Source organism: Nocardioides sp. DN36 (genome assembly GCF_055380375.1).
Genome location: NZ_AP043823.1, coordinates 2,479,092 through 2,504,814, shown reverse-complemented (window position 1 = coordinate 2,504,814; position 25,723 = coordinate 2,479,092). Strand labels below are relative to the sequence as shown.

23 protein-coding genes and 2 tRNA genes are annotated in these 25,723 nt (G+C 73.3%); 14 read left to right on the top strand and 11 right to left on the bottom strand.

The genetic code is table 11. The annotated features are described in order from the left end of the window. Positions 1-306 precede the first annotated feature (306 nt). Together ACZ43H_RS12890 and orn are read right to left on the bottom strand one after the other, a co-directional pair. Positions 307-382 (bottom strand) — tRNA-His (locus ACZ43H_RS12890). Positions 383-423: 41 nt separating this feature from the next. Beyond that, positions 424-1,038, bottom strand: a complete 615-nt coding sequence (gene orn, locus ACZ43H_RS12885) for an oligoribonuclease (RefSeq protein ID WP_464590813.1) — start codon at positions 1,036-1,038, stop codon at positions 424-426. A gap of 105 nt (positions 1,039-1,143) precedes the next feature. Here orn and ACZ43H_RS12880 point away from each other — a divergent pair, with 105 nt between their 5' ends. Genes ACZ43H_RS12880 through ACZ43H_RS12865 form a run of 4 tightly spaced genes read left to right on the top strand, consistent with a single transcriptional unit; the run spans position 1,144 to position 3,698 of the window. Further along, positions 1,144-1,617, top strand: coding sequence for a MauE/DoxX family redox-associated membrane protein (locus tag ACZ43H_RS12880; RefSeq protein WP_464583325.1), 474 nt, complete (start codon positions 1,144-1,146; stop codon positions 1,615-1,617). 2 nt (positions 1,618-1,619) lie between these two features. Beyond that, a complete protein-coding gene (locus tag ACZ43H_RS12875) occupies positions 1,620-2,348 on the top strand; it encodes a DsbA family protein (RefSeq protein ID WP_464583323.1) in 729 nt (242 codons plus the stop codon). Positions 2,349-2,383: 35 nt separating this feature from the next. Beyond that, on the top strand, positions 2,384-2,647 hold the full coding sequence (locus tag ACZ43H_RS12870) for a hypothetical protein (protein ID WP_464583321.1): 264 nt from the start codon (positions 2,384-2,386) through the stop codon (positions 2,645-2,647). Between the two features lie 13 nt (positions 2,648-2,660). After that, positions 2,661-3,698 carry an adenosine deaminase gene (locus ACZ43H_RS12865; RefSeq protein WP_464583319.1) on the top strand — a complete coding sequence of 346 codons (1,038 nt, stop codon included), beginning with the start codon at positions 2,661-2,663 and terminating at the stop codon, positions 3,696-3,698. 108 nt (positions 3,699-3,806) lie between these two features. Here the strand turns inward: ACZ43H_RS12865 and ACZ43H_RS12860 are convergent, their stop codons facing one another. The 3 genes from ACZ43H_RS12860 to ACZ43H_RS12850 are packed head-to-tail and all read right to left on the bottom strand — an operon-like array spanning position 3,807 to position 6,915. After that, positions 3,807-4,517: a glycosyltransferase family 2 protein gene (locus tag ACZ43H_RS12860; protein WP_464583317.1), complete on the bottom strand. Its 711-nt coding sequence runs from the start codon at positions 4,515-4,517 to the stop codon at positions 3,807-3,809. Next, complete coding sequence (locus tag ACZ43H_RS12855) at positions 4,514-5,857, bottom strand: PIG-L family deacetylase (RefSeq protein WP_464583315.1); 1,344 nt, start codon at positions 5,855-5,857, stop codon at positions 4,514-4,516. Before ACZ43H_RS12855 ends, ACZ43H_RS12860 begins: the two co-directional genes overlap by 4 nt. Next, positions 5,854-6,915, bottom strand: coding sequence for an acyl-CoA dehydrogenase family protein (locus tag ACZ43H_RS12850; RefSeq protein WP_464583313.1), 1,062 nt, complete (start codon positions 6,913-6,915; stop codon positions 5,854-5,856). The genes ACZ43H_RS12855 and ACZ43H_RS12850 overlap by 4 nt, the downstream gene beginning before the upstream one ends. Positions 6,916-7,022: 107 nt before the next feature. Between ACZ43H_RS12850 and ACZ43H_RS12845 the strand changes: the two genes are divergently transcribed. Continuing rightward, positions 7,023-7,685 carry a LuxR C-terminal-related transcriptional regulator gene (locus ACZ43H_RS12845; protein ID WP_464583311.1) on the top strand — a complete coding sequence of 221 codons (663 nt, stop codon included), beginning with the start codon at positions 7,023-7,025 and terminating at the stop codon, positions 7,683-7,685. Positions 7,686-7,728: 43 nt separating this feature from the next. Beyond that, positions 7,729-7,995 carry a response regulator transcription factor gene (locus tag ACZ43H_RS12840; protein WP_464583309.1) on the top strand — a complete coding sequence of 89 codons (267 nt, stop codon included), beginning with the start codon at positions 7,729-7,731 and terminating at the stop codon, positions 7,993-7,995. Here the strand turns inward: ACZ43H_RS12840 and ACZ43H_RS12835 are convergent. Both ACZ43H_RS12835 and ACZ43H_RS12830 read right to left on the bottom strand, forming a co-directional pair. Beyond that, positions 7,964-8,037 (bottom strand) — tRNA-Arg (locus ACZ43H_RS12835). The genes ACZ43H_RS12840 and ACZ43H_RS12835 overlap by 32 nt on opposite strands. A gap of 168 nt (positions 8,038-8,205) precedes the next feature. Further along, positions 8,206-9,759 carry a hypothetical protein gene (locus ACZ43H_RS12830; protein ID WP_464583307.1) on the bottom strand — a complete coding sequence of 518 codons (1,554 nt, stop codon included), beginning with the start codon at positions 9,757-9,759 and terminating at the stop codon, positions 8,206-8,208. A 154-nt stretch (positions 9,760-9,913) separates the two neighbouring features. Here ACZ43H_RS12830 and ACZ43H_RS12825 point away from each other — a divergent pair, with 154 nt between their 5' ends. The 4 genes from ACZ43H_RS12825 to ACZ43H_RS12810 are packed head-to-tail and all read left to right on the top strand — an operon-like array spanning position 9,914 to position 16,164. Then, positions 9,914-11,335, top strand: coding sequence for an MFS transporter (locus ACZ43H_RS12825; protein WP_464583305.1), 1,422 nt, complete (start codon positions 9,914-9,916; stop codon positions 11,333-11,335). Positions 11,336-11,342: 7 nt separating this feature from the next. Continuing rightward, positions 11,343-13,493, top strand: coding sequence for a SpoIIE family protein phosphatase (locus tag ACZ43H_RS12820; RefSeq protein WP_464583303.1), 2,151 nt, complete (start codon positions 11,343-11,345; stop codon positions 13,491-13,493). After that, complete coding sequence (locus tag ACZ43H_RS12815) at positions 13,490-15,427, top strand: PAS domain S-box protein (RefSeq protein ID WP_464583301.1); 1,938 nt, start codon at positions 13,490-13,492, stop codon at positions 15,425-15,427. The genes ACZ43H_RS12820 and ACZ43H_RS12815 overlap by 4 nt, the downstream gene beginning before the upstream one ends. Then, a complete protein-coding gene (locus ACZ43H_RS12810) occupies positions 15,424-16,164 on the top strand; it encodes a response regulator (RefSeq protein ID WP_464583299.1) in 741 nt (246 codons plus the stop codon). Before ACZ43H_RS12815 ends, ACZ43H_RS12810 begins: the two co-directional genes overlap by 4 nt. A 24-nt stretch (positions 16,165-16,188) precedes the next feature. Here ACZ43H_RS12810 and ACZ43H_RS12805 read toward each other — a convergent pair whose 3' ends face one another. Both ACZ43H_RS12805 and ACZ43H_RS12800 read right to left on the bottom strand, forming a co-directional pair. After that, on the bottom strand, positions 16,189-17,406 hold the full coding sequence (locus ACZ43H_RS12805; protein ID WP_464583297.1) for a glycoside hydrolase family 3 N-terminal domain-containing protein: 1,218 nt from the start codon (positions 17,404-17,406) through the stop codon (positions 16,189-16,191). A gap of 117 nt (positions 17,407-17,523) precedes the next feature. Beyond that, the gene (locus ACZ43H_RS12800) at positions 17,524-18,972 is read right to left on the bottom strand and encodes an aminopeptidase P family protein (RefSeq protein ID WP_464583295.1); all 1,449 of its coding nucleotides are present in this window, start codon (positions 18,970-18,972) and stop codon (positions 17,524-17,526) included. Between the two features lie 57 nt (positions 18,973-19,029). Here ACZ43H_RS12800 and ACZ43H_RS12795 point away from each other — a divergent pair, with 57 nt between their 5' ends. The 4 genes from ACZ43H_RS12795 to ACZ43H_RS12780 all read left to right on the top strand — a co-directional run bounded on the left by ACZ43H_RS12795 (position 19,030) and on the right by ACZ43H_RS12780 (position 24,200). Next, on the top strand, positions 19,030-20,151 hold the full coding sequence (locus tag ACZ43H_RS12795) for a PrsW family intramembrane metalloprotease (protein ID WP_464583293.1): 1,122 nt from the start codon (positions 19,030-19,032) through the stop codon (positions 20,149-20,151). Then, entirely contained in the window at positions 20,148-21,908 is a 1,761-nt protein-coding gene (locus tag ACZ43H_RS12790) for a dynamin family protein (protein WP_464583291.1), read from the top strand. The genes ACZ43H_RS12795 and ACZ43H_RS12790 overlap by 4 nt, the downstream gene beginning before the upstream one ends. 55 nt (positions 21,909-21,963) lie before the next feature. Further along, positions 21,964-23,628 carry a GTPase gene (locus ACZ43H_RS12785; protein ID WP_464583289.1) on the top strand — a complete coding sequence of 555 codons (1,665 nt, stop codon included), beginning with the start codon at positions 21,964-21,966 and terminating at the stop codon, positions 23,626-23,628. A 137-nt stretch (positions 23,629-23,765) separates the two neighbouring features. Continuing rightward, positions 23,766-24,200, top strand: a complete 435-nt coding sequence (locus tag ACZ43H_RS12780) for a single-stranded DNA-binding protein (protein WP_464583287.1) — start codon at positions 23,766-23,768, stop codon at positions 24,198-24,200. Positions 24,201-24,206: 6 nt separating this feature from the next. Here the strand turns inward: ACZ43H_RS12780 and ACZ43H_RS12775 are convergent, their stop codons facing one another. After that, a complete protein-coding gene (locus tag ACZ43H_RS12775; protein ID WP_464583285.1) occupies positions 24,207-25,085 on the bottom strand; it encodes a hypothetical protein in 879 nt (292 codons plus the stop codon). Continuing rightward, positions 25,082-25,606: a SigE family RNA polymerase sigma factor gene (locus ACZ43H_RS12770; protein WP_464583283.1), complete on the bottom strand. Its 525-nt coding sequence runs from the start codon at positions 25,604-25,606 to the stop codon at positions 25,082-25,084. Before ACZ43H_RS12770 ends, ACZ43H_RS12775 begins: the two co-directional genes overlap by 4 nt. Positions 25,607-25,723 lie beyond the last annotated feature (117 nt).

Genomic DNA, 25,723 nt, shown 5'->3' with positions numbered 1-25,723 from the left:
CTGGCTCGTACCGCGGCGGAGTGGCGTTCTCCGTTCCACTGTGTGCCCGGTCCTGCCGGCTCTGGAATTACCCAAGTGCGGTACTTGCGTGGTGCGAGCCAAGAGGGCATCGACCCCAGCTGCGCTCCTGTCCGGCGGAGGGATGCGGAGTGTCGAGCGGCTGGACCGTCGAGGTTGGCGCAGTGACCGGCTCGGTGTGTTCGGTAGGCATACCGACATCTCGTCGTCGAAGCGCTTCGCGCAGCCATGGGTGGAGACGGATCGGGCCCCTGACCACGTTCGAGGAGGTCAGGGGCCCGATCACACTGGGGTGAGTAACGGGACTCGAACCCGCGACATCTGCGACCACAACGCAGCGCTCTACCAGCTGAGCTATACCCACCAAGGCAGATCCCGGCAGTGCCGGGATCGGTGAGGAGTGTACTAGTCCTTGCCGGGTTTCCCCGCATCGGGCTCGTTGCCGGTGAGACCGGTCAGTGCGCCGCCGTGCCGGGCCGCGATCGTGCGGGCGGCCTCGGTCTCGGGGCCGGGGGAGGGCACGAAGACGGCCTCGCGGTAGTAGCGCAGCTCCTCGATGCTCTCCTGGATGTCGGCCAGGGCGCGGTGGTTGCCGCGCTTGGCGGGCGCCTGGAAGTAGGCGCGCGGGAACCAGCGCCGGGCGAGCTCCTTGATCGAGGAGACGTCGACGATCCGGTAGTGCAGGAACGACTCCAGCTGCGGCATGTCCCGGGACAGGAACGCCCGGTCGGTCGCCACCGTGTTGCCGGCCAGCGGGGGACGGCTGTTGTCCGGGCAGTGCTCCTTGATGTAGGCCAGCACCCGCTCCTCGGCCTCGGCCATGGTGATGCCGTGGTCGAGCTCGGCCAGCAGGCCGGACGTCTCGTGCATGGTGCGCACGAAGTCGTTCATCTGCTCGATCGCCTCGGTCGGGGGCTTGATGATCAGGTCGATGCCCTCACCCAGCACGTTCAGGTCGAAGTCGGTGACCAGGGCCGCCACCTCGATCAGGGCGTCGGCCTTCAGGTCGAGCCCGGTCATCTCGCAGTCGATCCAGACCAGTCGTTCGTTCACGTGACGCACCCTACTGCGCCGCACCCCCGGACTCTCAGGCGAGATTCAGCCCGGCCACCTAGGGTCGGAGGCGTGAAGGAGTGGTTCGGCCTGGTCGCGCGGCTGGTCACGGGGGGTGTCTGGATCGTCGCCGGTGCCGTGAAGCTGCCGGACCCTGCCACGAGCGTGCAGGCGGTCCGCGCCTATCAGCTGCTGCCCTCGTCGCTGGTGCCGACCGTCGGGCAGCTGCTGCCCATGGTCGAGATCGTGGTCGGGCTCTGCCTGGTCCTCGGCGTGCTCACCCGGGGTGCGGCGGTGGTCTCCTCCCTGCTGTTCCTCGGCTTCATCGTGGGCATCGCCTCGGTGTGGGCGCGCGGGATCACCATCGACTGCGGGTGCTTCGGCGGTGGTGGCTACGACCCCGACGCCCGGTCGCAGTACCCGTGGGAGATCGCCCGCGACGTCGCGCTCCTGCTCCTGTCCGGCTACCTCGTCGTCGTCGGGCGCACCCGGCTGGCCGTGGACAACCTGCTCTTCCGTCGTACCCCCGCCCCCGAAGGACACTGACCTTGTCGAAGAAGACCGCCCGTGACTCCCGCGCCGAGCGCGCCGCCGCCGCGCTGAAGGAGCAGCAGCGGGCAGAACGCCGCCGGGCCACCCTGATGATCGGTGGGGTCGTCGTGGCGATCCTCCTCGTCGTGGTCGGCGGCTTCCTCGTCAACCGGGCCCGCGACACCAGCACCGACGTGAGCGCGCCCCCGGCCGGCACCGGCGACTACGGCGTGACGATCGGCCAGCAGGGCGCCCCGCACACGGTGGTGATCTACGAGGACTTCCTGTGTCCCTACTGCGGTGAGCTGGAGAAGGTGAGCCACGACGAGCTCGCCTCGCTCGCCGACCAGGGCAAGGTGTACGTCGAGTACCGCCCGTTCAACCTGCTGCACACCGACTACTCGGTCGCCGCTGCGGCCGCGTTCAAGGTCGTCCTCGACGCGTCCGGGCCCGACGTGGCCAAGAAGTTCCACGACCTGCTCTACGCCGACCAGCCCGAGGAGTCCGGCCCCTACCCGGACAGCAGCTGGCTGGTGGACAAGGCCGTGGAGGCCGGCGCCACCGAGGCGGACGTGCGCGACGGGATCGAGAACGAGACCGGCAAGGCGTGGGTCGAGAAGGCGTCGAAGGCGGCCGACGACGCCGGGGTGCGCGGCACCCCCACGATCCTGCTCGACGGCAAGGTCTTCACCGACGGCCGGACCGTCGACCAGCTGTCGCAGAACCTGATCGACCAGCTCGGCTGATCCGCCGGGGCGCGGTCGCAGCCTAGGCTCGGGGCATGCAGGTCGAGCGGGTCCAGCGCTGGGTGATGTCCGCGCTGCTGCTGACGACCGCGACCATCTTCGCCGGCGGCCTGTCGGTGCTGGCCGGGTCGGTCGACCGGGCGGGCGCCGAGCCCGGGCTGCTCACGATCGCCGCCGTCGTCGGCCTGCTGGCCATGGCGGGGGTGCGGCTCATCAACGAGAAGCGGGTGCTCTCGCCGTGGCTGCTGCTCGGTGTGGTGCCGGCCCTCGCCATTTGGTACTTCGCGATCCACCGCTGACATCATCGGACGGGTGAGCACCCAGCACCCTCTCTCCGCGTTCGTGGCCGGTCTCCCGAAGGCCGAGCTCCACGTCCACCACGTCGGCTCCGCGTCGGCCCGGATCGTCAGCGAGCTCGCGGCCCGCCACCCGGGCACCGTGCCCAGCGACCTCGAGGAGCTCCAGCGCTTCTACGAGTTCCGCGACTTCGCCCACTTCGTCGAGGTCTACCTCGCGGTCGTCGACCTCATCAGGACGCCCGAGGACATCCGCTACCTGACCTACGAGGTGGCCCGCGAGATGGCGACCGGCCAGAACCTCCGGTACGCCGAGCTGACCTGCACGCCGTACACCTCCGTGCAGCCGCACGTCGAGGGCAAGGGCATGCCGATCGAGGCCTACTCCGAGGCGATCGAGGACGCGCGGGTCGCGGCCGAGCGCGACTTCGGGCTGGTGCTGCGCTGGATCTACGACATCCCCGGCGAGAGCGGCCTGCCCGCCGCGGACAAGACCCTGGAGTACGCACTCGAGCACCGGACCGAGGGCCTGATCGGCTTCGGCCTCGGCGGGCCCGAGATCGGCGTCCCGCGGCCGCAGTTCCAGCCGCACTTCGAGGCGGCCCGGGCCGCCGGCCTGCGCAGCCTGCCGCACGCCGGCGAGACCACCGGCCCGCAGACGGTGTGGGACGCCATCACCCTGCTCGGCGCCGAGCGGATCGGACACGGCACGTCCTCGGCCCAGGACCCGGAGCTGCTCGCCCACCTGGCCGAGCGGGGCATCCCCCTCGAGGTCTGCCCGTCGTCCAACATCGCCACGCGCGCCGTCGCCACGCTCGACGAGCACCCGATCCGGGCCTTCCGCGAGGCCGGCGTCACGATCACCATCAACTCCGACGACCCGCCGATGTTCGGCACCGACCTCAACCGCGAGTACGAGATCGCGGCCGACCTCCTCGACCTCGACGAGGCCGGCCTCGGCGACCTGGCCCGCGCGGCCGTGCACGCGTCGTACGCCGACGACGACGTCAAGAAGCGGGTGCTCGGCGAGATCGACGCGTACGTCGCGGGCTGACCCCGGCCCGGAAATGGCATCGGCCGCGCCAGCTCATACCTGGCGCGGCCGAGCATGTTCTACCCACCCAGGGGCCGGGTTCACTCATCGGGACCGGTGTTGCCCTCGTCACGCCAGACCGTCGAGGTAGTCCGCGAAGCCGCCCGCGAGGCGGCCCCGACGCCGGGCGGACGTCGTGACCGCGGTGGTGCCGGTCGCGACCCAGGGGAAGCCGGCGCACCGGACCGCCTCGACGAGGAGTGCGTCCTCGTGCAGCGGGACCGCCGGGAAGCCGCCCACCTGCAGGCAGGCGTCGAGCGAGAGCCCGAGGTTGGCCCCGTGCACGTGGGAGTGACCCTCGTGCAGGCGGTGCCGGTCGTGCCAGGCCCGCCACAGACCGGGCTCGAGCCCGCGCCGGTCGGGGCGGACGGCTCCGACGACCATCGCGAAGCCCTCGGCGGCCAGGTCGAGCTGTCGGGTCAGCCAGTGCTCCGGCACGACCGTGTCGGCGTCGGTGTTGGCCACCCACACCCGCTGCTGGTGGGTCCCGGCGCTGAGCTCTGCGGCCCGTTCCACCCCGACCCGCCGGGCCACGCCGACGCAGCCGGCGGCGGTCTCCACGACGTCGGCCCCGGCCCGCACCGCGACGGGCACCGTCGCGTCGGCGCAGCGGTCCGCGACGACCGTCACGCACGTCCGCAGGTGCGGGTGGGTGCGGGCGAGGTGGTCCACGGCGCGCGCCACCGAGGCCAGGCACGCGGCGAGCAGGGCTTCCTCGTCGTGCGCGGGGACCACGACGTGGACCCGCTCGTACGCCGTCGTCGCCCCGTGCTCGTTCACGCCGACGGCTCGGGCCACTGCTCGGCGGGGGCGAGCACCGAGATCTCCACGTCGCGGTCCTCGTAGCGCGCCATCTCCGGCGGCAGGGAGCTCGCGCGGAACCGCTCGTGCACGTCGGGGCCGTCGAGCACCCAACCCTCGACCGGGTGCCGCCAGTGGCAGAGGAGCACCACCCCGCCCGGCTCGAGGCTGGCACCGATCCGCCGTATGAGCCGGTCGAGGCTGCCCGGGCTCAGGAAGTAGCCGGTCTCGGACACGACGACCAGGTCGAACCGGCCCTCGGGCCAGTCCCGCGGGACGTCGCGCTCGCTCACCTCGACGCTGCCCCAGTCGGCCAGGCGGGCCCTGGCCCGGGCCACCGCGGTGGGGCTGCGGTCGACCGCCACCAGCTGGTCGCAGCGGGTCGCGAGCTGCTGGGCCAGCGCGCCCGTGGAGCAGCCGATCTCGAGGCCCCGACGGAAGCGCGGCCGGGGCAGGGCCGCCATCGTCAGCTGCCGCTTGCGCTCCTCGTACCAGCGCTCGTCGACGCCCCAGGGGTCGGCCCGCTGCCGGTGGAGGTCGTCGAGAGCGGGGTCGGCCAGGGGCTCGGTCACGAAGTGCTCGACGGGTGCGTTGAAGTGGGCCAGCACCCGGTCGGGGAGCAGCACCCCGTCGCTGGGCGCCGGGGACAGCGGCCGGACCTGGGTGGCGTGGGCGTGGATGGCCAGCCACTTGCGCTGGGTGACCTGGGCCGAGAGGTCGAGGCGCCGCATCTGCGGCCAGGGGGCGTCGTCGGGCCCGTCCTTGTGCCACATCCAGATGGGGTACTCCGCCAGCTTCGCGCCGGTCCGCTCCGCTGCTGCCGCCGCTGCCCGGCCCGCGGCCTCGTGGTCGGGGTGCCCGTCGCGGCGCCAGGGAGCGGCCAGCAGCGTGGCCCGGCCGTCACCGATCAGGTCGACCAGGCTCGCGGTCACCTCGGCCTCGACGTCGGCGACCGCACCGTCGGAGGCGCCGAGGAAGACGAGGGGAGCCTCGGGCGCCAGGATGCCCAGCGCGCGCTCGGCCTCGGCGAGGCGGCGGGTCGCCAGCGCGTGCCGGCTCAGGGTGGGGGAGTCGGGGTGCGAGGCCTCGCCGGCGGTGAGCAGCACGACGTAGACCGTCAGGCCGGCGGCCGCGGCGGTCGCGATCAGGCCGCCGGCGCCGAGGCTCTCGTCGTCGGGGTGCGCCGCGACCACCACCAGCCGGGAGCAGGGCACCTCCCCGTTGACGAGGGTCAGCTCGGGGACCGCGCCCCACGAGGGGTGCCGGCGCCAGGACGCGGCGTCGGTGCCGGTGCCGTCGTGGGTGAACGCTGCGGTCACCAGGGGTCTCCGTCCGTCGGGGCGCCGGCGACGACCAGGCCGCCGAGGGCGGCGGCGTCGCGCTCCGCGTGGTGCTGGCGCACGTAGAGGCGCAGGTCGGCCACGCGCGCTGCGTGCTCGGGCTCCAGCGCCAGGGGTCCCGGCCCCAGCGCGTGGTCGGCGACCGTGAGCACCCGCTCCACCGCCTCGGCGACCACCTGGCGCGTCCGCAGCGCGAGGGCCGCTCCCGGCTCGCCGGTCGCGAGGCCCGCGTCGACCTGGCGCGCCGCCTCCGCGAGCACGGCTCGGGCGGCGGTCAGGGTGGCGTCGAGGGTGCCGACGTGCGCGAGGGCGACCTGGTCGGGAGTGCGCCGGCGGGCCTGCTGGAGCACGCGGCGCGCGACGCCCACGGCACCGCCGTACCAGACCGCCGCCACCCCGATGCCGCCCCAGGCGAAGCCGTCGCGACGCAGGTACCACTCCGGATCGCCGACCGGCGTGGCCGGCGTGCTCTCGAAGTGGACCGGGCCGGAGGGTACGTCGCGCAGCCCGCGCGCGTGCCAGGCGTGCGCGTCGGGGCGGACGCCCGGGTGGCGCAGGTCGACCGCGAACAGCGCACGGCGCGTGTCGTCGACCCAGGCCGTGACCAGCGCGTGGGTGAGGCGACCGGCCAGCGAGCACCAGGGCTTGGTGCCGGAGAGCAGCCAGCCCTCGCCGTCGCGCGCGGCCGCGAGGCGCACGCCGGGACCCTCGGCCGCGAAGACGCCCCACGTGCTCCCATCCGCCGGTGCGGGGGATCCGGACTCGGCGAGGATGGCGCGCGCGTCCAGGTGGGGCTCGAGGGTGCGGGCGACGGAGAGGTTGCCGGACGCCACGGTGGCGAGGGCCTCCCACAGCTCGGCCGTGGAGCCGCGGCCCGGCAGCGGGAGCTGGGCTCCCCACGACCGGGCGAACTCGAGGGCGGACCGGGGAAGGTCGTGGGCCGCCTCGCGGGCGGCGTCCGCGACGAAACCGAGCGAGGCGCTGACCAGGCCCGGCTCGCGCCGCAGCAGGACGGGCGCGCTCACCTGGTCGGTCACGGGACTCCTCGGGATCGGCGACAGCCGCCCGGGCCCGGGTGGCACGACACGGTAGGAGATCACGGCAACCCGTCGCTTCCTCCGCCAGGGTGAAATACAGTTTCGCCATGGCCCCCGACCAGACTTCCCCCATCCGACTGGCGATCGTGAACGACTACGAGATCGTCGTCGCCGGTGTGGCGGCCATGCTCGCGCCCCACCAGGACCAGGTCACCGTCGTCGAGATGGACTCGGGGATGCCGGTGATGAGCAACGTCGACGTGATCCTCTACGACACCTTCGGGCAGGTGCAGGGAGACGGGGTCGACCTCGAGGACCTGGTGCACGGCAGCGGGGCGAAGGTCGTCATCTTCAGCTGGAACGTCCAGCCCGAGCTCGTCTCCCGCGCGGTCGCCCGCGGCGCCGCCGGGTACCTCTCCAAGGGCATCGGGGCGAAGGAGATCGTCGACGCCCTGGTGCGCGTGCACGACGGTGAGGTCGTCGTACCCGCCCAGGAGGTCGGTCCGGACCGGAGCGCCGGCGTGTGGCCGGGCCGCGAGTGGGGTCTGACCGAGCGGGAGGCGGAGGTGCTGGCCCTGATCACGCAGGGGTTGAGCAACCAGGAGATCGCCGACCGCAGCTACCTCAGCATCAACTCGGTGAAGACCTACATCCGCACCGCCTACCGCAAGATCGGCGTCACCCGTCGCTCGCAGGCGGTCGTGTGGGGCATGAAGCACGGCTTCGAGCCCGACCGGCTGCGCGTCGTGGAGGCCACCGGCACCGAGTGATCCGGCAGGTGTGGGATCGCCACATCGGGGTACCTGCCCCGACGTGACCGCCGCGGACCCCATCACCGACCTGACGCGACGCGAGGCGCAGGTGCTCGCGCTCATCGCGCTCGGCAGGAGCAACCAGGAGATCGCCGCCGAGCTGTACGTCAGCGTGAACTCGGTGAAGACCTACATCCGCACGGGCTACCGCAAGATCGGCGTCAGCCGCCGCGTCGAGGCGGTCCGCTGGGCGATGCAGCACGGGCTCGAGGCGACGGTGCTGCAGGACCTCTCGGCGCCCCCGGCAGGACTCGAACCTGCGACCTAGAGATTAGAAGGCTCTTGCTCTATCCAGCTGAGCTACAGGGGCGTGGGATCGAAGCATCCAGCCGGGAACGACCCCGGGGCGACCCGGTGCCGTCGGCTCGGCTGGTGTCCGACCCGCGGACAGTATGCCTCAGGAGGATCGGTCCGCTCCGGAAGCCGGCGTCGTGCCCGTGAGCGTGCGCCCGGGCGCACGCTCAGCCACACGACCGCGCTACCTCAGGCGTACGTCGGCCTCGTCCCGGCGGAACGGGTTGCCGTGCAGGTCGGTGAGCTCCAGCGTCCCCGCCGGGTCGAGCACGACGTGCGCGTCGGGACCGGTGAGGGGATCCTCGGGTGTCCAGGCCGCCGCACGCACCCGGCCGGTGCTGCAGGACGTGGTGTCACCGTCCTTCTCGAAGCACTCCCACGACCCCGCCAGCGGTGGACCGCCGAGATCGGGTCCCGGGTCCGCCTGCTGGACGATCGCACTCTGGTCGCTGATCCCGTTCACGGGCTCGTCGAAGGCGATCGTCACCGGTCCGGTCCGCGGGACCGAGTGCGTGGTGAACGAGAACTGCGGGGGCCGCAGGTCCCGGTGCCGCACGCGCATCTTCCGGGCCGGGTCGTACATCTCGTTGCCGGCCCCGTCCAGTGCGCGGACCACCACCCAGCTGTGGTTGCGCACCGGGCGCGTGCACGGGGTCAGCCGGAGGTGCCCCCGCCAGGTGCCGTGCTCGGCGGTGCCGCGGATGCGCTCGAGCTTCATGACGTGCGAGCTGATCAGTCCGGTCGCCTCCCGCACGCCGGACCGGGCGTCGTCGATCCGTGCCGTGAGGACGATCCGGTGCCCACGCCTGCGGACGTCGACGGCCCCGGGGTCGACGTCCAGGGACCGCAGCACGGGCTCCGCCTCGTCGATGCGGCTCACCACGTGGAAGGTGTTGTCGCCGAGGGCCCGCAGCCGGTCGCGGCGGTAGTTGGTCTGGTTGCCCAGGGCGTCACGGACGCCGATCCAGGTGATCCTCCAGTCGCCGGTGCCGACCCAGCGCGGGATGCGCAGGTCCCCGGCGTACGTGCCGTCGCCCTGGTCGACCAGCGTCGCGTCCGCCTCGTCCCCACGATGGTCGGCCCGGACGAACACGCTCTCGATGCCCGACCCCGCGTCGCTGGCCGACACCTCCACACGGAGGTCGGCGGGCCTGCGGGTGGTGTCCACCCGACGGTGGTGGACGGTCAGGGCGGTGGCGGTCGGCCCCTCGGTGTCCGGTGACGGGGAGGATGCCACGGTCAGGGTCGCGTCGAAGGGCGGCTGGTGGGTGTACCCGGGGAAGTCCTCGCCGGGGGAGTTTCCCGCGGCGTCGTACAGGTCCATGGAGCTGACCCGCCATGCCCCCGCCGGCGCGAACTGCGGCACGGTGAGCTCCGCGGACCAGGTGTCGCCGCCGGCCGGCACGAGCCGCACCCGCTCGTTGACCGTGTTGTCAGGGGACGAGACATAGGCAGAGGCGCCCCCGACACCGCTCGGCCGCGGACCGGGAGCTCCCGCGTCACTGATCTGCATGCTGAGCGTCACCTGACGCGGGCCGGCCGAGACGTCGACAGCCGAGGGGGAGAAGGTGACGTCCTCGACCACCGGCGGGCTGTTGTCGGGGTTGACGCACGCGTTGAGCGGCTCGGCGCGGGCCGGCCCCGCGCCGAGCAGCGCAGTGCTGGTGAGGACGAGTGCGCCGGCGATGAGCGCGGCCGTCCGACGTCCTGCCTGCCCGAGAACGATCGATCCCGACACGATGGCCTCCCCCGAGGAACGTGGTGCGCGACTCCCGCCATCCTGCCGCACGCCCGCGCCCAGCGGAAGGAGAACGGGCGCAGAGGACGTTGGCCCCTAGGGCCGAACAGCCCCCTGCGGGAACAGTCGGAAGCCGCAACGGAGGGAGCGGCACATGGCTGAGGACGTATCGACGAGCCGAGCGACGGGGGCGGCGCAACGGGTGCTCGTGCCGCTCGCGCTCGCGCAGTTCATCTGCAGCTTCGCCGGATCCAACATGAACGTGATGATCAACGACATGAGCGAGGACCTGGACACCACGGTCCAGGGCATCCAGCTCGCGATCACGATCTTCCTGCTGGTGATGGCCGCGCTGATGATCCCCGGCGGCAAGCTCACCGACAGGTACGGCCGCAAGAAGTGCTTCATGGTCGGCCTCGTCGTGTACGCCGTCGGCGCGCTGCTCAGCGCGGTGGCGCCGGGGCTCGGCGTGCTGATCCTCGGCAACTCGATCCTCGAGGGGATCGGGACCGCGCTGCTGATCCCGCCGGTCTACATCCTCGCGACCCTGATGTTCACCGAGGTCGCGTCGCGGGCGCACGCGTTCGGCGCCATCAGCGCGGCGGGTGGCATCGGTGCGGCGGCCGGACCCCTGATCGGCGGCCTCATCACCACCGCCATCAGCTGGCGGGCGGCCTTCGTGTTCCAGGCCCTCGTCATCGCCGTGATCGTGGTCCTGAGCCGCAAGCTGGAGGACCCGCTGCCCGCGGAGCCGGACCGGCACTTCGACACCGGAGGGGCCGTTCTGTCGGCCGTCGGCCTGATCCTCCTCGTGTCCGGGATCCTCGCGGCCGACAACAACGTCTGGGTGATGGTGGGCCTGATCGTCGCCGGAGCGCTGTTCCTGGCGTGGTTCTTCTGGTCGATGCGGGCCAAGGAGAAGCGGGGCGAGGAGCCGCTGCTGTCGCCCAGCCTGTTCCGCAACCGCACGTCCAACCTCGGCCTGGTCACGCAGAACGCCCAGTGGCTGACGCTGATGGGCGTGTCGTTCACCGTCTCGGCGTACCTCCAGGTCGTCCGCGGCTACAACGCGATCGAGACCGGTGTGATCTTCTCGGCCTCCACGGTCGGTCTCCTGGTCTCGTCGTTCGCCGCCGAGCGGCTCGCGAAGCGCCGCCCGCAGCGGACCCTGATCATGGCCGGCTTCGTCCTCACCATCGCCGGCATCGGGCTGTTCCTGCTGATGGTCCACGGCTCGCCCAAGGTCTGGGTCTTCGCTCCAGGGCTCTTCCTGATCGGTCTCGGGGTCGGGGCCATGCTGACGCCGTCGGTCAACGTCGTGCAGTCGAGCTTCGGGGAGGACCAGCAGGGGGAGATCTCGGGACTCTCGCGCAGCGTGTCCAACCTGGGCTCGTCCCTCGGCACCGCGATCGCGGGCACGATCCTGGTCGCGGGCATCGCCGAGACGCCGGGCCGCAACTACGGCCTCGCCATGGTGGCAGTCGGGGTGATCGGCCTCGTCGGGCTGGTGGCGGCAGCCCTGATGCCCAGACAACCCGCGCCGGCACCGGCGCCGGACGGTCCAGCGGTGACATGATGGGGCCGTGCCGATCCCCGGAGTACCGCCGTGGATCGGGGACCTCGATCACCTCGACGGCCTGGACGAGGCGGCCCTGGCCACCGATACCGCAGGCCAGATCATCTTTGCCAACGCCACCGCGCGCCGCCGGCACCGGTTCCTCGCCGACGACCTCGCACGCGTCGACCTCGCCACCGCCCTGCTGGCCGTGCACGAGAGGGAGGCGTTCGCGGACGTCGAGCGGCAGGCGCTCGAGGGTCGGCACTGGTCCGGGTGCCTCGACGTGATCCGCGTGGACGGCTCCGTGCGCGCCGCCGAGCTCACCTGCTCCCCACTGCGGCGCGACGGCACGGTCGTGGGCACGGTCGTCGTGGTCGACGACCAGGTGAGCGTGGACGGCCAGGACCGGGAGGTACGCCGCCTCGGCGACCGGCTGACCCGGCTCGCCCGCGTGGCCGCCGAGCTCGGCACCGCCGAGGACGCGGAGACCGTCACCAAGGTCGTCGTCTCGCAGGCCGCCGACGCGGTCGGGGCGACCGTCGCGTCGCTGTCGGTGGTGGTCGGCGAGAACACGCTGGCCCTCGTGGGGCTCCGGGGCGGGGCGGAGGGGGCGTCGCGACGCTGGGCGACGTACGCCATCGACGACGACGTGCCCGCCGCCGAGGTGGTGCGCACGGGCCAGCCGCTCGTCCTCGTCGGCCGGGCTGCCATCGACGAGCGCTACCCCGACCTGGAGCGCGCGGCTGAGGGCGAGCGCTCGATCGTGTGCCTGCCGATGCGGGTCGTGGGCCGCGCGGTCGGCGTGATCACGCTGTCGTTCCCGGGTCGCCGCGAGTTCGACGGCGCCGAGCTGGAGTTCTTCGGGATCCTCGCCGACTCCTGCGCACAGGCGCTGGAACGGATCAGGGCCCAGGCCGAGGCGACGGAGCAGTCCCTGCGGGTGCGCTTCCTGGCCGATGCGACGACCGAGCTCGCGAAGAGCCTCGACTACGAGGTCACGCTGGCCAACGTCGCCCGGCTCGCGGTGCCCACCTTCGCCGACTGGTGCGCCATCGACGTCGTCGAGGACGACCGGCTGCACCGGCTGGCGGTGGAGCACGTCGACCCCGCGAAGATCCGCGCCGCCCTCGAGATCCAGGAGCGCTACCCGTCCAACAGGGACGCGCCCGGTGGTGCCTGGGACGTGATCCGGACCGGGCGGAGCTCCCTCATCCCCGAGGTCACCGACGAGATGCTCGTCGCGGCCGCCGTGGACGACGAGCACCTGCGCATCGCCCGCGAGCTGCACCTGCGCAGCGCCATGACCGTGCCCCTGGTCGCGCGCGGCCGCGCGCTGGGCGTCATCACCTTCGTTGCCGCGGAGTCCGAGCGACGCTACACGCCGCAGGACGTGACCTTCGCCGAGGACCTCGGTCGCCGGGCTGCGATCGCGATCGACAACGCCCAGCTGCACAGCCAGACCCGGGAGGCCGCGGTCCGGCTGCAGCACGCCGTGCTGCCCGACCTCGCCGTCAACGTCCCCGGCTGGGAGCTCGCCAGCCACTACAGCCCCGCCGGACGCACTGACGTCGGTGGTGACTTCTACGACGCCATCGGGCTGCCCGACGGCCGCCTGGCGCTCTTCGTCGGCGACGTGATGGGGCGGGGCGTCGGGGCCGCCGCCGCGATGGCCCAGATGCGTGCTGCCGTGCGGGCGTACGTCGCGGTGGACCCCCAGCCCGAGGTCGTGCTGCGCAAGCTCGACCTGCTGTTCGCCACCTACGGCATGAGCCAGCTGGTCACGCTCGTCTACGCGATCGCCGACCCCTCGCGCAACGAGCTGGTGGTCGTCAACGCAGGGCACCCGCCGCCGCTCGTGCTCCGGGAGGACGGCACGGTCGAGGAGCTGCCGACCGCCGACGGCCCGCCGCTCGGCATCAGCGACGCACCGCGTCGTTCGCTGACCGTCCCGCTCCGGCCGGGCGACACGGTCCTCGCCTTCACCGACGGCCTCATCGAGCGTCGCGGCGAGGACATCGACGAGGGGCAGCGTCGCGTCCGCGAGGCGACCCCCGGACTGGTGGACGAGCCGCTCGGCCAGGCGCTGGAACGGCTCGTGGAGTCGGTCCGCGACCGGACGCGTGAGGACGACGTGGCCGTCCTCGCGGCACGGCGTGCCGGGGGCGGCGGACCGTGAGTCCCAGCGCTCCCTCGATCGTGATCGTCGACGACGCCGCCGAGGTGCGCGTGCTGATGAAGTCGCGCCTGCGGATCTCGGGGATGTTCACGATCGTCGGCGAGGGCGCGGACGGGGCACAGGCGATCGAGCTGGCGTGTCAGCACCGGCCCGACCTGATGCTGCTGGACGTCTCCATGCCGGGCGTCGACGGCCTCGAGGCGCTCCCGGAGATCCGGCGCCTCTCACCGTCGACCAGGGTCGTGCTGTTCAGCGGCTTCGAGGAGCAGGGGCTGGCCGAGCGGGCGGAGGAGCTCGGAGCGGCTGCGTTCCTCGAGAAGTCCACGCCGGTGGACACGCTCGTGGACCGACTGCTCGCGGTGGCCGACCGCTCGCGGTCCGCCGTGGACCCGACGGAGCACGCGCCCGAGCCCGAACCCGACCAGCGCGTGCTCGACGAGCACCTCGAACGCTTCCGCGAGGTCTTCGACGCGGCGGCGATCGGCATGGCCACCATGACCCTCGCCGGCCGGTTGGTCCGGGCCAACGGCGCGCTCGCGACGCTGGTGCGGCGCCCCGCGACCCAGCTGGTCGGACAGTTCTACGGCGACCTGACCGACCAGGGCGGGGAGGGCATCGCCCGGGTGCTGCAGGACATCGAGCAGGGCCGGGCCGAGGTGGTCCAGGTCGAGCACGCACTCCCGCGGTCGGCCGGCGAGCGTTGGGTGCGGGCCACCTTCGCGCCGGTGCGGGACTCCGCGGGCCGGGCGCTCTACGTCTTCCTGCAGGTCCAGGACGTCACCTCCGAGCGCGCGGCCACCGAGGAGCTGCGCCGCAGCGAGGAGCGCTTCCGGCTGCTGGTCGAGGCCGTCGAGGACTACGCGATCTTCATGCTCGACCCGACCGGGCACGTCGTGAGCTGGAACAGCGGCGCCCAGCGCAGCAAGCTCTACGCGGCCGACGAGATCATCGGCCAGCACTTCCGGGTGTTCTACCCACCCGAGCAGCAGGAGCGGCGGCACCCCGAGCACGAGCTCGAGATCGCGATGCGTGAGGGCCACTACGAGGAAGAGGGCTGGCGGATCCGCAAGGACGGCACCCGCTTCTGGGCCAACGTCCTGATCACGGCGGTCTTCAACGAGTCGGGCCGGCACGTCGGCTTCGCCAAGGTCACGCGCGACACCAGCGAGCGGCGACGCCTGGAGCAGGACCGCGAGCAGGCGGTGCGCGACCTCGCGGCGGCCAAGGACGAGCTGGAGACCCTCAACCGGCGGCTGCGGCAGGCCGCGGAGGAGCAGCAGGAGTTCCTGGCGGTCACCGCCCACGAGCTGCGTACGCCGATCGGCGTGCTGAGCGGCTCGGCCGAGACCCTGTCGCGGCACTGGAAGGAGCTCGAGGAGGACGAGCGCGGCGACCTGCTCGACGCGATGGAGTCGAGCACCGGGCGGTTGCGCAGGCTCCTGACGGACCTGTTGACGGCCTCGCGGCTGGAGTCCCGGGCCGTGGAGATGGACGCGCTTCCGGTGCGGGTGGTGGACGTGGTCGGTGACGCCGTCGCCAGCCTCCAGACGACGAACCCGGGAGTGCCGGTCGTCGTCGAGTGTCCGCCGGACCTGACCGTCTCCGGCGACCGCGACCGGCTCTCCCAGGCGCTCGACAACCTGTTGAGCAACGCCCTGAGCCACGGCGCCGCACCCGTCACCGTGAGCGCGCGGAGCGACGGTGGCCGGGTGCGGGTGCGGGTCAGCGACGCCGGCGACGGCGTACCCGCGGCGATGCAGGGCCGGCTGTTCGAGCGGTTCGCCACCGGGCGCCGTCGCGGCGGCACCGGCCTCGGGCTGTTCATCGTCCGCGAGATCGCCCGCGCGCACGGCGGCGACGCGACGTACGAGCCGGGGACGCCCGAGGACCCCGTCGGTGCCTTCGTGATCACGCTGCCCGAGGCCGAGTCGTGACCATCCGGGTGCTGCTCGTGGACGACGTCGTCGACGTCCGGCGGCTGCTGCGCACCGCCCTGCGGCTGCGGGGCGGGTTCGACGTGGTGGGGGAGGCCGGCGGCGGCGCGGAGGCGGTCCGGCTGGCCGAGTCCCTGCGGCCCGAGCTGGTGGTGCTCGACCTCGGTCTGCCCGACATCGCCGGCCGCGAGGTGCTCACGCGGATCCGGGACCGGTCGCCGACCTCGAAGGTCGTGGTGTTCTCCGGTGCCGTGGCCGACGACCGCGCCTGGATCGCCGGCCACGCCGACGGCTACGTCCTCAAGGACGTCGAGCTGGCCCAGCTCCTCGATCTGCTCGAGTCCGTCGGGCGCCGACAGGCGAACGAGGTGGAGGTCGATCTGCCGCATGCCCTGTCCACCGCCGCGGAGGCCCGCCGGTTCGTCAAGCAGGCCGTCACGCGGTGGAACCTGGCTCCGCTCCTCGACGACGCGCTGCTCGTGGTCAGCGAGCTGGCCACCAACGCGGTCACGCACGCGGGCTCGTCGTGCCGCATCCGGCTCTCGCTCACCGAGACCTCGCTGCGCATCGACGTCACCGACGCCGGCGAGGGCACTCCTGAGCCGCAGCCCTCGAGCAGCACCGCGGAGCACGGCCGCGGGCTGCACCTGATCAACGCGCTCGCCACCGCCTGGGGCCTCGAGGAGGTCCCCGGCCAGGGCAAGGTGGTGTGGGCGGAGCTCTCCCGGCCCCGCTGACGCTCTCGGCCGGCTCCGGCCCGGTCAGCCGTCCAGCAGGTGCTGGTCGGCCTTCACCCGGAGCACGCGCAGGGCGGATCGCTCGACGCGCTCCCGGAAGCCACGGTCGGACCGGGCCAGGTGCAGCACGGCGACGTACATCGACGGCAGGGTGCCGGGGTCGACGGTGAGCACGAGGTCGCCACCGGCGCGCACGAAGTGCACCGCTCGCTGGCCCGCGGTCCAGCTCGCGACCTGGCGCGCGCTGCCGAGGTCGTCGGAGACGACGACGCCCCGGAAGCCGAGGTCGCCACGCAGCATCCGCCCGATGACGAACGGCGAGAACGCCGCGGGCCGGTGCGGGTCCAGCCGTGCGTAGTACGCCGTCGACATCATCACCACCGGCACCCCGGCGCGGACGGCCGAGCGGAACGGGGCCAGGTAGGGGTCGTGGCGCCGGGTCACCCGGTCGGTGACCCGGGCCCGCAGGTCGGTGTTGGCGTGGACGCGCCCGAGGCCGGGGAAGTGCTTGACGGTGGGGACCACGCCGCGAGCGGTCATCCCGCGGGCGAAGGCCACGGCGTGGCTCGTGACGACGTGCGGGGTGTACCCGAACGCGCGGTCGTAGGCGCCGATCGGCGGGTTGGTGGCCGCCGCCCGGGGACCGGGCACGGTGTCCGCCACCGCCGCGAGGTTCATCGTGACGCCCGACGCGCGCAGCTGCCCGGCCCAGTCGGCGGCGCGGGTGCGCAGCTGCCCGGGCGTCCACCGGCCCTGCTCGAGGGCCGACGGCATCTGCGAGATCCCGTGACCGGCGAGCACCTGCACCTGGCCGCCCTCCTGGTCGGTCGCGACCAGGAGCCGGACGCCGCCCGTCGCGCCCCGGTCGGCACGGGCCTGCAGCGCCGCCACCACCCGTGCGGGGGCCCGGGTGCCGCCCCGGCTGCGTCCGGTGAGCATCACGTTCCCGACGTGGAACCGGGCGATCTGCGCACGCGTCAGCGCACTCGTCGACGCGGCTGGCGTGCCCACCATGAACAGCTGCCCGACCCGCTGCGGCAGCGTCATGCGCGACAGAGCCCGCTCGGCGGGGTCGACGCGTCGCAGGTGGGTGCCGGGCACGTGCGGCGGCTGGTCGCCGGGCTGCACGGTCGGGACCGCGCCGGCCGGCTCCGGGGCCGCAGGCGCGGGGCCGGCCACCAGACCTGCGACGACGGCGGCGACGGCCGCCACGGTGCCCGGGCGGAGCGACAACCAGGACAAGGACGAGCTCCCAACGACGACGACGTGTCCGCCGTACCCAGCCGCGGCGGACGCGGCGCCCACCCTGTCATGCGCGCCACCACCGGTGGCGCAGCACCCCGGGGTGTCGGGACGGGGTCAGCCCTGGTGGCTGCCCATCCATGCCTCGACGTCGGCCGAGGTCCGGGGGAGCGAGGCCGAGAGGTTCCGGAACCCGTCGGCGGTGACCACGATGTCGTCCTCGATGCGGATGCCGATGCCCCGCAGCTCCTCGGGGACCAGCAGGTCGTCCTCCTGGAAGTACAGGCCCGGCTCCACGGTCAGCACCATGCCCTCGGCGAGGTCGCCCTTGGGGTAGACGTCGGCGGCGGCGTTGCCGCAGTCGTGGACGTCCATGCCGAGCATGTGGCTGGTGCCGTGCAGCGTCCAGCGGGCGTAGACCTTGCTCTCCGGGTCGAGGGCCTCCTCGGCCGACACCGGCAGCAGCCCCATGCCCTCGAGGCCGTGCGCGAGCACGGTCATCGCGGCATCGTGCGCGGCCAGGAAGGGGACGCCGGGGCGCACCGCCTGGATGCCGGCCTCCTGGGCGGAGTACACGAGGTCGTAGAGCTCGCGCTGCAGGTCGGTGAAGCGGCCGTCGACCGGGAGGGTGCGGGTCACGTCGGCCGTGTACAGGTTGTTGCCCTCGACGCCCATGTCGAGCAGCACCAGCTCGCCGGGGGTGATCGCGCCTGAGTTCTCGATCCAGTGCAACGTCGTCGCGTGCTTGCCGCCGCCGACGATGGAGTCGTAGCCGATGTCGTTGCCCATCGCCCGCGCGCGGCGGAAGAAGGTGCCCTCGATCCAGCGCTCGCCGTACTTCAGCACGTCGGCCCACTCGCGCACCGAGTCCTCGAAACCGAGGGTGGTGATGTCGCAGGCCTCCTGCAGCTCACCGAGCTCCCACTCGTCCTTGACCAGCCGCAGCTCCGAGACCACCCGTGCGAAGTCCTCGTCGCGGGTGGCGTCGGCGGGCACCAGGCCGTCGACCAGCGCCGAGACACCGCGGTGCACACGGGTCTTGCCCGAGCCGGCGAGGGCAGCGGGAAGGTCGTCGACGTGGCGGACCGGGAGGCCCAGGGAGGTGGAGATCTCGTGCGCCGACGGACGACGACCGGCCCACAGCTCGCCGTACTGGCGGTCCCGGAAGAACTCGTCGGTCTCGCGCGAGGAACGGGGCCGCGCGTAGAGCGTGGCCTCGCCGTCCTCGATGACCAGCACCGCGTCGCTGGTCTGGTTGCCGGAGAAGTAGGTGTGCGCGGTGTCGGCGCGGAACCGGTAGTCGGTGTCGTTCGACCGCACCTTGTAGGTGCCCGCCGGGAGCACGAGCCGCTCGCCGGGGAACGCCTCGGCCAGCTGGGCGCGGCGCCGTGCTGCGTGGTCGGCGACGGGATGACGGGGCAGGTCGAGCTCCCGCTCGCCCCACCCGGTCCGCATGAACTTCGCCCAGGCGTCGGGCACCTTCGGGTCGTGGGACTCCGTCCTGGGGGCGGAGCTGTCGGACGGGGAGGTCTCGGACGCGGGGGTCTGCTGGCTCTGCTCGGTCACCCGGCCATGGTACGCCGGAAGGCGGGCCGGACGGCCAGTCCCGATAGGCTTCGGGGCATGCCCGGGACCCGTCGAGACAGCATCGCCTTCACGGTCGTGGTGACCGTGCTGGTGTGTCTCGGCGCGGCCGTGATGCTGCTCGTCATCGCGCTGTCCGGCGGCCCCGGGTCGCTGCTCCTGGCCACGGTTCTGGCGGCGCTGCCGGTGGGTCCGCTGGTGGCCTGCTACCTCTGGCTGGACCGCTACGAGCCCGAACCCAAGCGGCTGCTCGCCCTCGGCCTGCTGTGGGGTGGCTTCGTGGCCACCGCCGCCGCGCTGCTGGTCCAGGGCATCGGCGGCTTCGTGGTCGGCTTCAGCGACCAGCAGAGCTCGCAGGTCGTCGCGCCGCTGAGCGAGGAGGCCAGCAAGGGGCTCTTCCTCATCCTGCTGCTGTGGTGGCGCCGGGCCGAGCTCGACGGCGTCCTCGACGGGATCGTCTACGCGGGGATGGTCGGGATCGGCTTCGCCTTCACCGAGAACATCCTCTACCTCGCCGCGGCCTACAACGGCACGGACGGGATGGGGCCGGGCGGCACCGAGGCGCTGACGGGCACGTTCGTGCTCCGCTGCCTGGTCTCGCCGTTCGCGCACCCCCTCTTCACCACCTTCACCGGCATCGGCGTCGGCATCGCCGTCATGGCCCGCCGCGGCTGGGTGCGGGTGGTGGCGCCGCTCGCCGGCTACGCCTGTGCGGTCGCCGCCCACGCGACCTGGAACTCCTCCACGGCCCACGGCCTCGGCAGCTTCGCGGGTGTCTACCTCCTCCTGATGGCCCCGGCGCTGGTCGCGATCGTCTGCCTGGCGGTCTGGTCGCGCCGATCCGAGCGCCGGATGCTCACCTCCTCCCTCGACGACGCCGCCCGCCGCGGCCTGATCCCGGCGACCGACATCGGCTGGGTGGTCGACCTCGGCGCCCGCCGCCGCAGCCGGGCCTACGCGCGCTCCCTCGGCGGCAAGGAGGCTGAGCGGTCGATGCGGGAGTACCAGCAGGCCGCCGTCGAGCTCGGCTTCCTCCACTACCGCTTCCTCCGCGGCACCCCGCCGCCCGACTTCGCCGCCCGGGGCCAGGAGTACGTCGCCCGCATCGGCGCCGTCCGCCCCTCGATCGCATTCCCCGGACAGGTGGTACCCACCCGATGACCCACTCCAGCCAGCGCGCCGTCACGGCGCCGACCGACGCCACCCAGATGGTCACGTCGCTCGTCCGGTTGCGTGGATCGCTGCAGGAGGCGCCGCTGCCGTTGCAGGTCCCCGGCGTCGACGAGCAGCGGACCGCGCGCCAGGAGATGGTCGACCAGCTCGAGGACTACGTCCTGCCGCGACTGATGACCATCGACGCGCCGCTGCTGGCGGTGGTCGGCGGGTCGACCGGTGCCGGCAAGTCCACGCTGGTCAACTCGCTCGTCGGTCGTCGCGTCACCGAGCCCGGCGTGCTCCGCCCGACCACGCGCTCCCCGGTCCTGGTCCACCACCCCGACGACGCCGTCTGGTTCGGCCAGGACCGGCTGCTGCCGGACCTGGAGCGGGTGACGCACGCGACCAACGACCCCGAGGCGCTGCAGCTGGTCGCCTCCGAGACGGTGCCGCAGGGCCTGGCCATCCTCGACGCCCCCGACGTCGACTCGGTGGAGGAGCGCAACCGGACCCTGGCCGCGCACCTGCTCGCCGCCGCCGACCTGTGGCTCTTCGTCACCTCCGCGGCGCGGTACGCCGACCAGGTGCCGTGGGACTACCTGCGCCAGGCCGCCGAGCGCTCCACGGCCGTCGCCATCGTCCTGGACCGCACCCCGGCCGACGCCGTGCAGACCGTCGCCACCCACCTGGCGCGGATGCTGGCGAGCCGTGGGCTGAAGGACTCGCCGCTGTTCACCGTGCACGAGGGCCCGGTCTCCGCCGACGGGCTCCTGGAGGCGAGCGCCGTCGCCGACATCCGCGGCTGGCTGGAGTCGCTCGCCGAGGACTCCGAGGCCCGCGCCGCGGTCGTCAAGCAGACCCTCGACGGGGCGATCCGCACCCTCGCCCGGCGCAGCCACACCGTGGCCGACGCGACGGCGGAGCAGGTCGTCGCGGCCACCCGGCTGCGTGACGACGCGGACGCGGCGTACGACCACGCGATCGAGGCCGTGGTCAGCGCCTCGGCCGACGGCACCCTCCTGCGCGGCGAGGTGCTGGCCCGCTGGCAGGAGTTCGTCGGCACCGGCGAGCTGCTGAAGTCCCTCGAGAACCGCGTCGGCTGGCTGCGCGACCGGGTGGTCAACGCCGTCAAGGGCAAGCCCCAGCAGGCCGACCGGGTCACGGTCGCCGTCGAGTCCGGTCTCGAGACGCTGATCCTCGAGCACGCCGAGGCCGCCGCCGAACGCGCGGCGGCCTCGTGGCAGTCCCTGGACTCCGGCAAGGCGCTGCTCGCGGACGCGGGGGAGGACCTGGGTCGTGCCTCGCGGGACCTGCGCCGCCGCGCCGAGCGCGCGGTGCGGGACTGGCAGGCCGACGTGCTCGAGATGGTGCGCACCGAGGGCGCCGACAAGCGCAGCACGGCCCGGTTCCTGGCCTACGGCGTCAACGGGCTGTCGGTGGCGCTGATGGTGGTGGTCTTCGCCCACACCGCCGGCGTCACGGGCGCGGAGGCCGGGATCGCCGGGGGGTCGGCGGTGCTGGGCCAGAAGCTGCTCGAGGCGGTCTTCGGCGACCAGGCCGTGCGCAGCCTGGCCGAGCGGTCGAGCCGGGCGCTCGAGGAGCGTGTGCGGGGGCTGCTGGAGTCCGAGCGCGCGCGCTACACCGACCTGCTGGACAGCCTCGGCATCGAGGGCGAGGCGCCGGAGCGGCTGCGGGCCGCCGCGCGCCGGGTCGACGACCTGCGCTTCGCCCAGCTCCAGCGCGGCACCGGCTCGGCGACGTGAGAGCGACACCGCCTAGGGTTGCCCCAGCACAACCGATCGGCCGTCGAGGGAGAAGATGACGTCCTTGCTGGAGGGGGCCAAGAAGCTGGTCACCCGTGGCTCCGACATCGGGGCACGGATCGAGGGCCTCGACTCCGCGACCGACGCCGCCCGCGGACGGCTCGACGACGGCGTCGTCGACGAGGCCCGTGCGGTCGTCGACCGCGCCTCGGGCCGGCTGCGGCTGTCGGCCGAGCACACCGTGGTCGCTATCGCGGGTGCGACCGGCTCCGGCAAGTCCTCGACGTTCAACGCCCTGACCGGCCTGGAGCTCTCGGCCGTCGGCGTACGCCGCCCCACCACGTCGTGGGCGTCGGCCTGCGTGTGGGGCCGCGACGGCGCCGACGAGCTGCTGGAGTGGCTGGGCATCCCCGCCCGGCACCAGACCACCCGCGACTCGATGCTCGACAGCGGGCGTCGAGGCAAGCAGGACGCCGAGCTCGACGGCGTCGTGCTGCTCGACCTCCCCGACCACGACTCCACCGAGGTCTCCCACCACCTCGAGGTCGACCGCCTGGTCCAGCTGGCCGACCTGCTGGTGTGGGTCCTCGACCCCCAGAAGTACGCCGACGCCGCGATCCACGACCGCTACCTGGCTCCGTTGGCCACGCACCAGGGCGTGATGGTGGTCGTCCTCAACCACATCGACACGGTGCCCGAGGAACGGCGCCAGTCGATGGTCGACGACGTCCGTCGGCTCCTGGACCAGGACGGCCTGAAGCAGGTCCCGGTGATCCCGGTCAGCGCCCGGCACGGCATCGGCGTGCCCGAGCTGAAGGCGGAGATCGCCGAGCGGGTGGCCGCCAAGAAGATGACGCGGGCCCGCCTCGAGGCCGACCTGCGGGCCGCGGCCACGCGGCTCGACGAGGAGTGCGGCCAGGGCAGGACACGGGCGCTGTCGAAGGAGCGGGTCACCGCGCTGGAGGAGGCATTCGCCGAGGCCGCCGGCGTCCCGACGGTGGTCGACGCCGTCGAGCGCTCGACACGGCTCCGTGCCGGGCGGGCCACCGGGTGGCCGGTCACGGCGTGGTTCTCGCGGCTCCGGCCGGACCCTCTCAAGCGCCTGCACCTCGACCTCGGCAGCGAGGGCCGCGAGCTCACGGGCCGGGCGCGCACCTCGGTCCCGGTCGCGTCGCAGGTGCAGCGGGCGCGGGTCGACACCGAGGTCCGGGCGCTGGCCGACGACGTCTCCTCGGGGCTGGCCAGGCCCTGGGGCGAGGCGGTGCGCCGCGCCTCCGTGGCGCGCCTGCCCGAGCTGGGGGACCGGCTCGACGCCGCGCTGGCCGAGACCGACCTGGGTGCGTCCCGGACTCCCGTGTGGGCGGGCGCGGTCCGCGTGCTGCAGTGGGTGCTGCTGGCGGCGGCGCTCGTCGGCACGCTGTGGCTGCTCGCCCTGGCGGGGGCGGGCCTCCTGCAGCTGCCCGAGCCGGCCACGCCCGACGTGGCGGGCCTCCCGGTGCCGACGCTGCTGCTGCTCGGTGGGGTGGCGGCCGGCCTGATGCTGGCCCTGCTCTGCCGCTTCCTGGTGGCCGCGACCGCACGGAGCCGCGCCCGGTCGGCGGACGCCCGGTTGCGCGAGGCGGTGCGGTCGGTGGCCCAGGAGCTGGTCGTGGTGCCCGTCGAGGCGGAGCTGCAGGCCTACACGACCGTGCGTAGCGGACTGGCCCGGGTCCTGAAGTAGGCCGCGCAGCCTCCACAGGCCGGCTCGGCGTCGGGCTCGTCCACAGGGGGCCGATGGCAACGGCGTCGTTGTCGGCGTGCCCGCGGAGTCTCGTCCCGACGCGGGGACGTGCCCCGCGCGTGACGAGGAGACTTCCGATGAACGAGACCATCGTGACCCTGCAGGGCTGGCTCGGCAACGACGTGACCGTGCGCCTGGCGGGCGACACCACGGTCGCCACCTTCCGGGTGGCCTGCACGCCGCGGCGCTACCAGCGCAAGACCGACGAGTGGGTCGACGGTGACACGCAGTGGTACACCGTGAACGCCTGGCGCGGGCTGGCCGAGAACTGCGAGCGTTCGTTGCGCCGGGGCGACCCGGTCGTCGTGCACGGGCGGCTCAACGCCCAGACCTGGACCAACTCCGCCGGGGTCGAGGTGACCTCGTTCGAGGTCGACGCGACGCTCGTCGGTCACGACCTCGCCAAGGGGGTCAGCCAGTTCACCCGCACCGTCGGGGGCGCCGCCCGGGCCGCCACCGAGCCCCTGTCCGGGCCCGGGGGTGGGACCGGGGCGGACGAGGTGGCGGCCTGAGGGCGGTCATTCCGTCCGCGGGGACCAGTCCTGCCAGGCCGGGTCCTGGGCGATCGAGAGCATCTCGTCGAGGTCCAGCGGGGGCTCGTCGGCGGTGGCGGGCGGCGACATCTTGTAGCCGTCGGAGTCCGCCACCGTCAGCTCGACCACGCCGCCGTCCTTTGCCGCCACGTCGACCGTGAGGATCGTGACTCCCTGGAGGACCGAGCGCACCTGCCGGCCGTAGGCCCGCCCGGTCTCGTCACGGAGGATCTTGCAGCTCTCCGGGTCGACCATGTCGCCCGGGCACCGCAGGTGAGCCCTCGTGCCCGGCCCTGCCGCGGTCGCCGTGTCGCCGTTCGCCGTGCCGGTGGCACCGGTGGCCGGCGGGAGGAGGATCAGGTTCAGCGTGCCGGCCCCGTTGCTCGTCGACGAGGTCAGGTCGGCGAGGAGGTAGCCCTTCAACGGTCCGTACGGCTCGTCCGGGGCTCGGTCCACGTTCATCACGACCGAGTCCAGGATCCGGGTGTCGGACGGGAGCACTCCAGCCAGGCGGTCCAGCATCTCGGGGGCGGGCATGCTCCACCACCCCTGCGGAGCTTCCCTGCCGGGCAGGTCCGGGACGGAGTCGGGGGACGGGGGAGCGGTCGTCGGGTCGTTCGCCACCCCGGCGCTTCGGTCCGCGCCGCCCCCGCCCGCGAGTGCGGGAACGGCGAGACCGGCCACGGCGACGCTGGCGGCGACCCCGAGGGCCGCGCCGATCCGGCGCCGCCGGCGCAGGGCGCGGCCGCGCACGCGGGCGCCGGCCCCGATCCCGTGGGCGTCCCCGTGGATGCCGTCCAGCCCGCGGTCCAGGACCGCGCGCAGGGCCACGGCCTCGAAGGGGCGTTCGTCGGTGTTCGTCACGATGCACTCCAGGTGGCGTCGTCGGACAAGGGTGTGTGCTCGACCAGCAGGCCGCGGAGCGCCCGGAGGGCACGCAGGCTGCGGTTCTTGACCGCTGCCTCGGTGAGCCCGAGCTCGGAGGCGGTGTGCGCGACGCTTCGGTCCTCCCAGAACCGCAGCACGACGACCGCCCGGTCGAGCGCGGCCAGCTGGGCCAGGGCGTCCATCAGGGCCGCGCGATCGGTCGGGTCGTCGTCGGTCACCGCGCGGTCCGGAGCTCGCTCCACCGGCACCTCGCCGCTGCTGCGCCGGCGCCGCTCGGAGAGGAACGTCTTGATGAGCACCCCGTGCACGTAGGCGACGGGGTCGTCGGCCCGGCTGACCCGCCACCACGCGGCGTACGCCTTGGCCAACGCCGTCTGCACCAGGTCCTCGGCGCTGTGCGACGACCCCGTGAGCAGGTACGCGTTGCGGTAGAGCTGGTCCGCACGCGCGGCCACGAACTCCGAGAACTCGGCATCGAGCCGATCAGATCGACGCACCGTCGTGCCTCCTGCGGGGGCGAGCCCCTGTCCTTCGCGACCTCCCCCGTGGAGGCCGTCACCCGTAGAGACGCGGGCACCCCCGAAAGGGTCTCAGACGGGATTGCACCGTAGGCT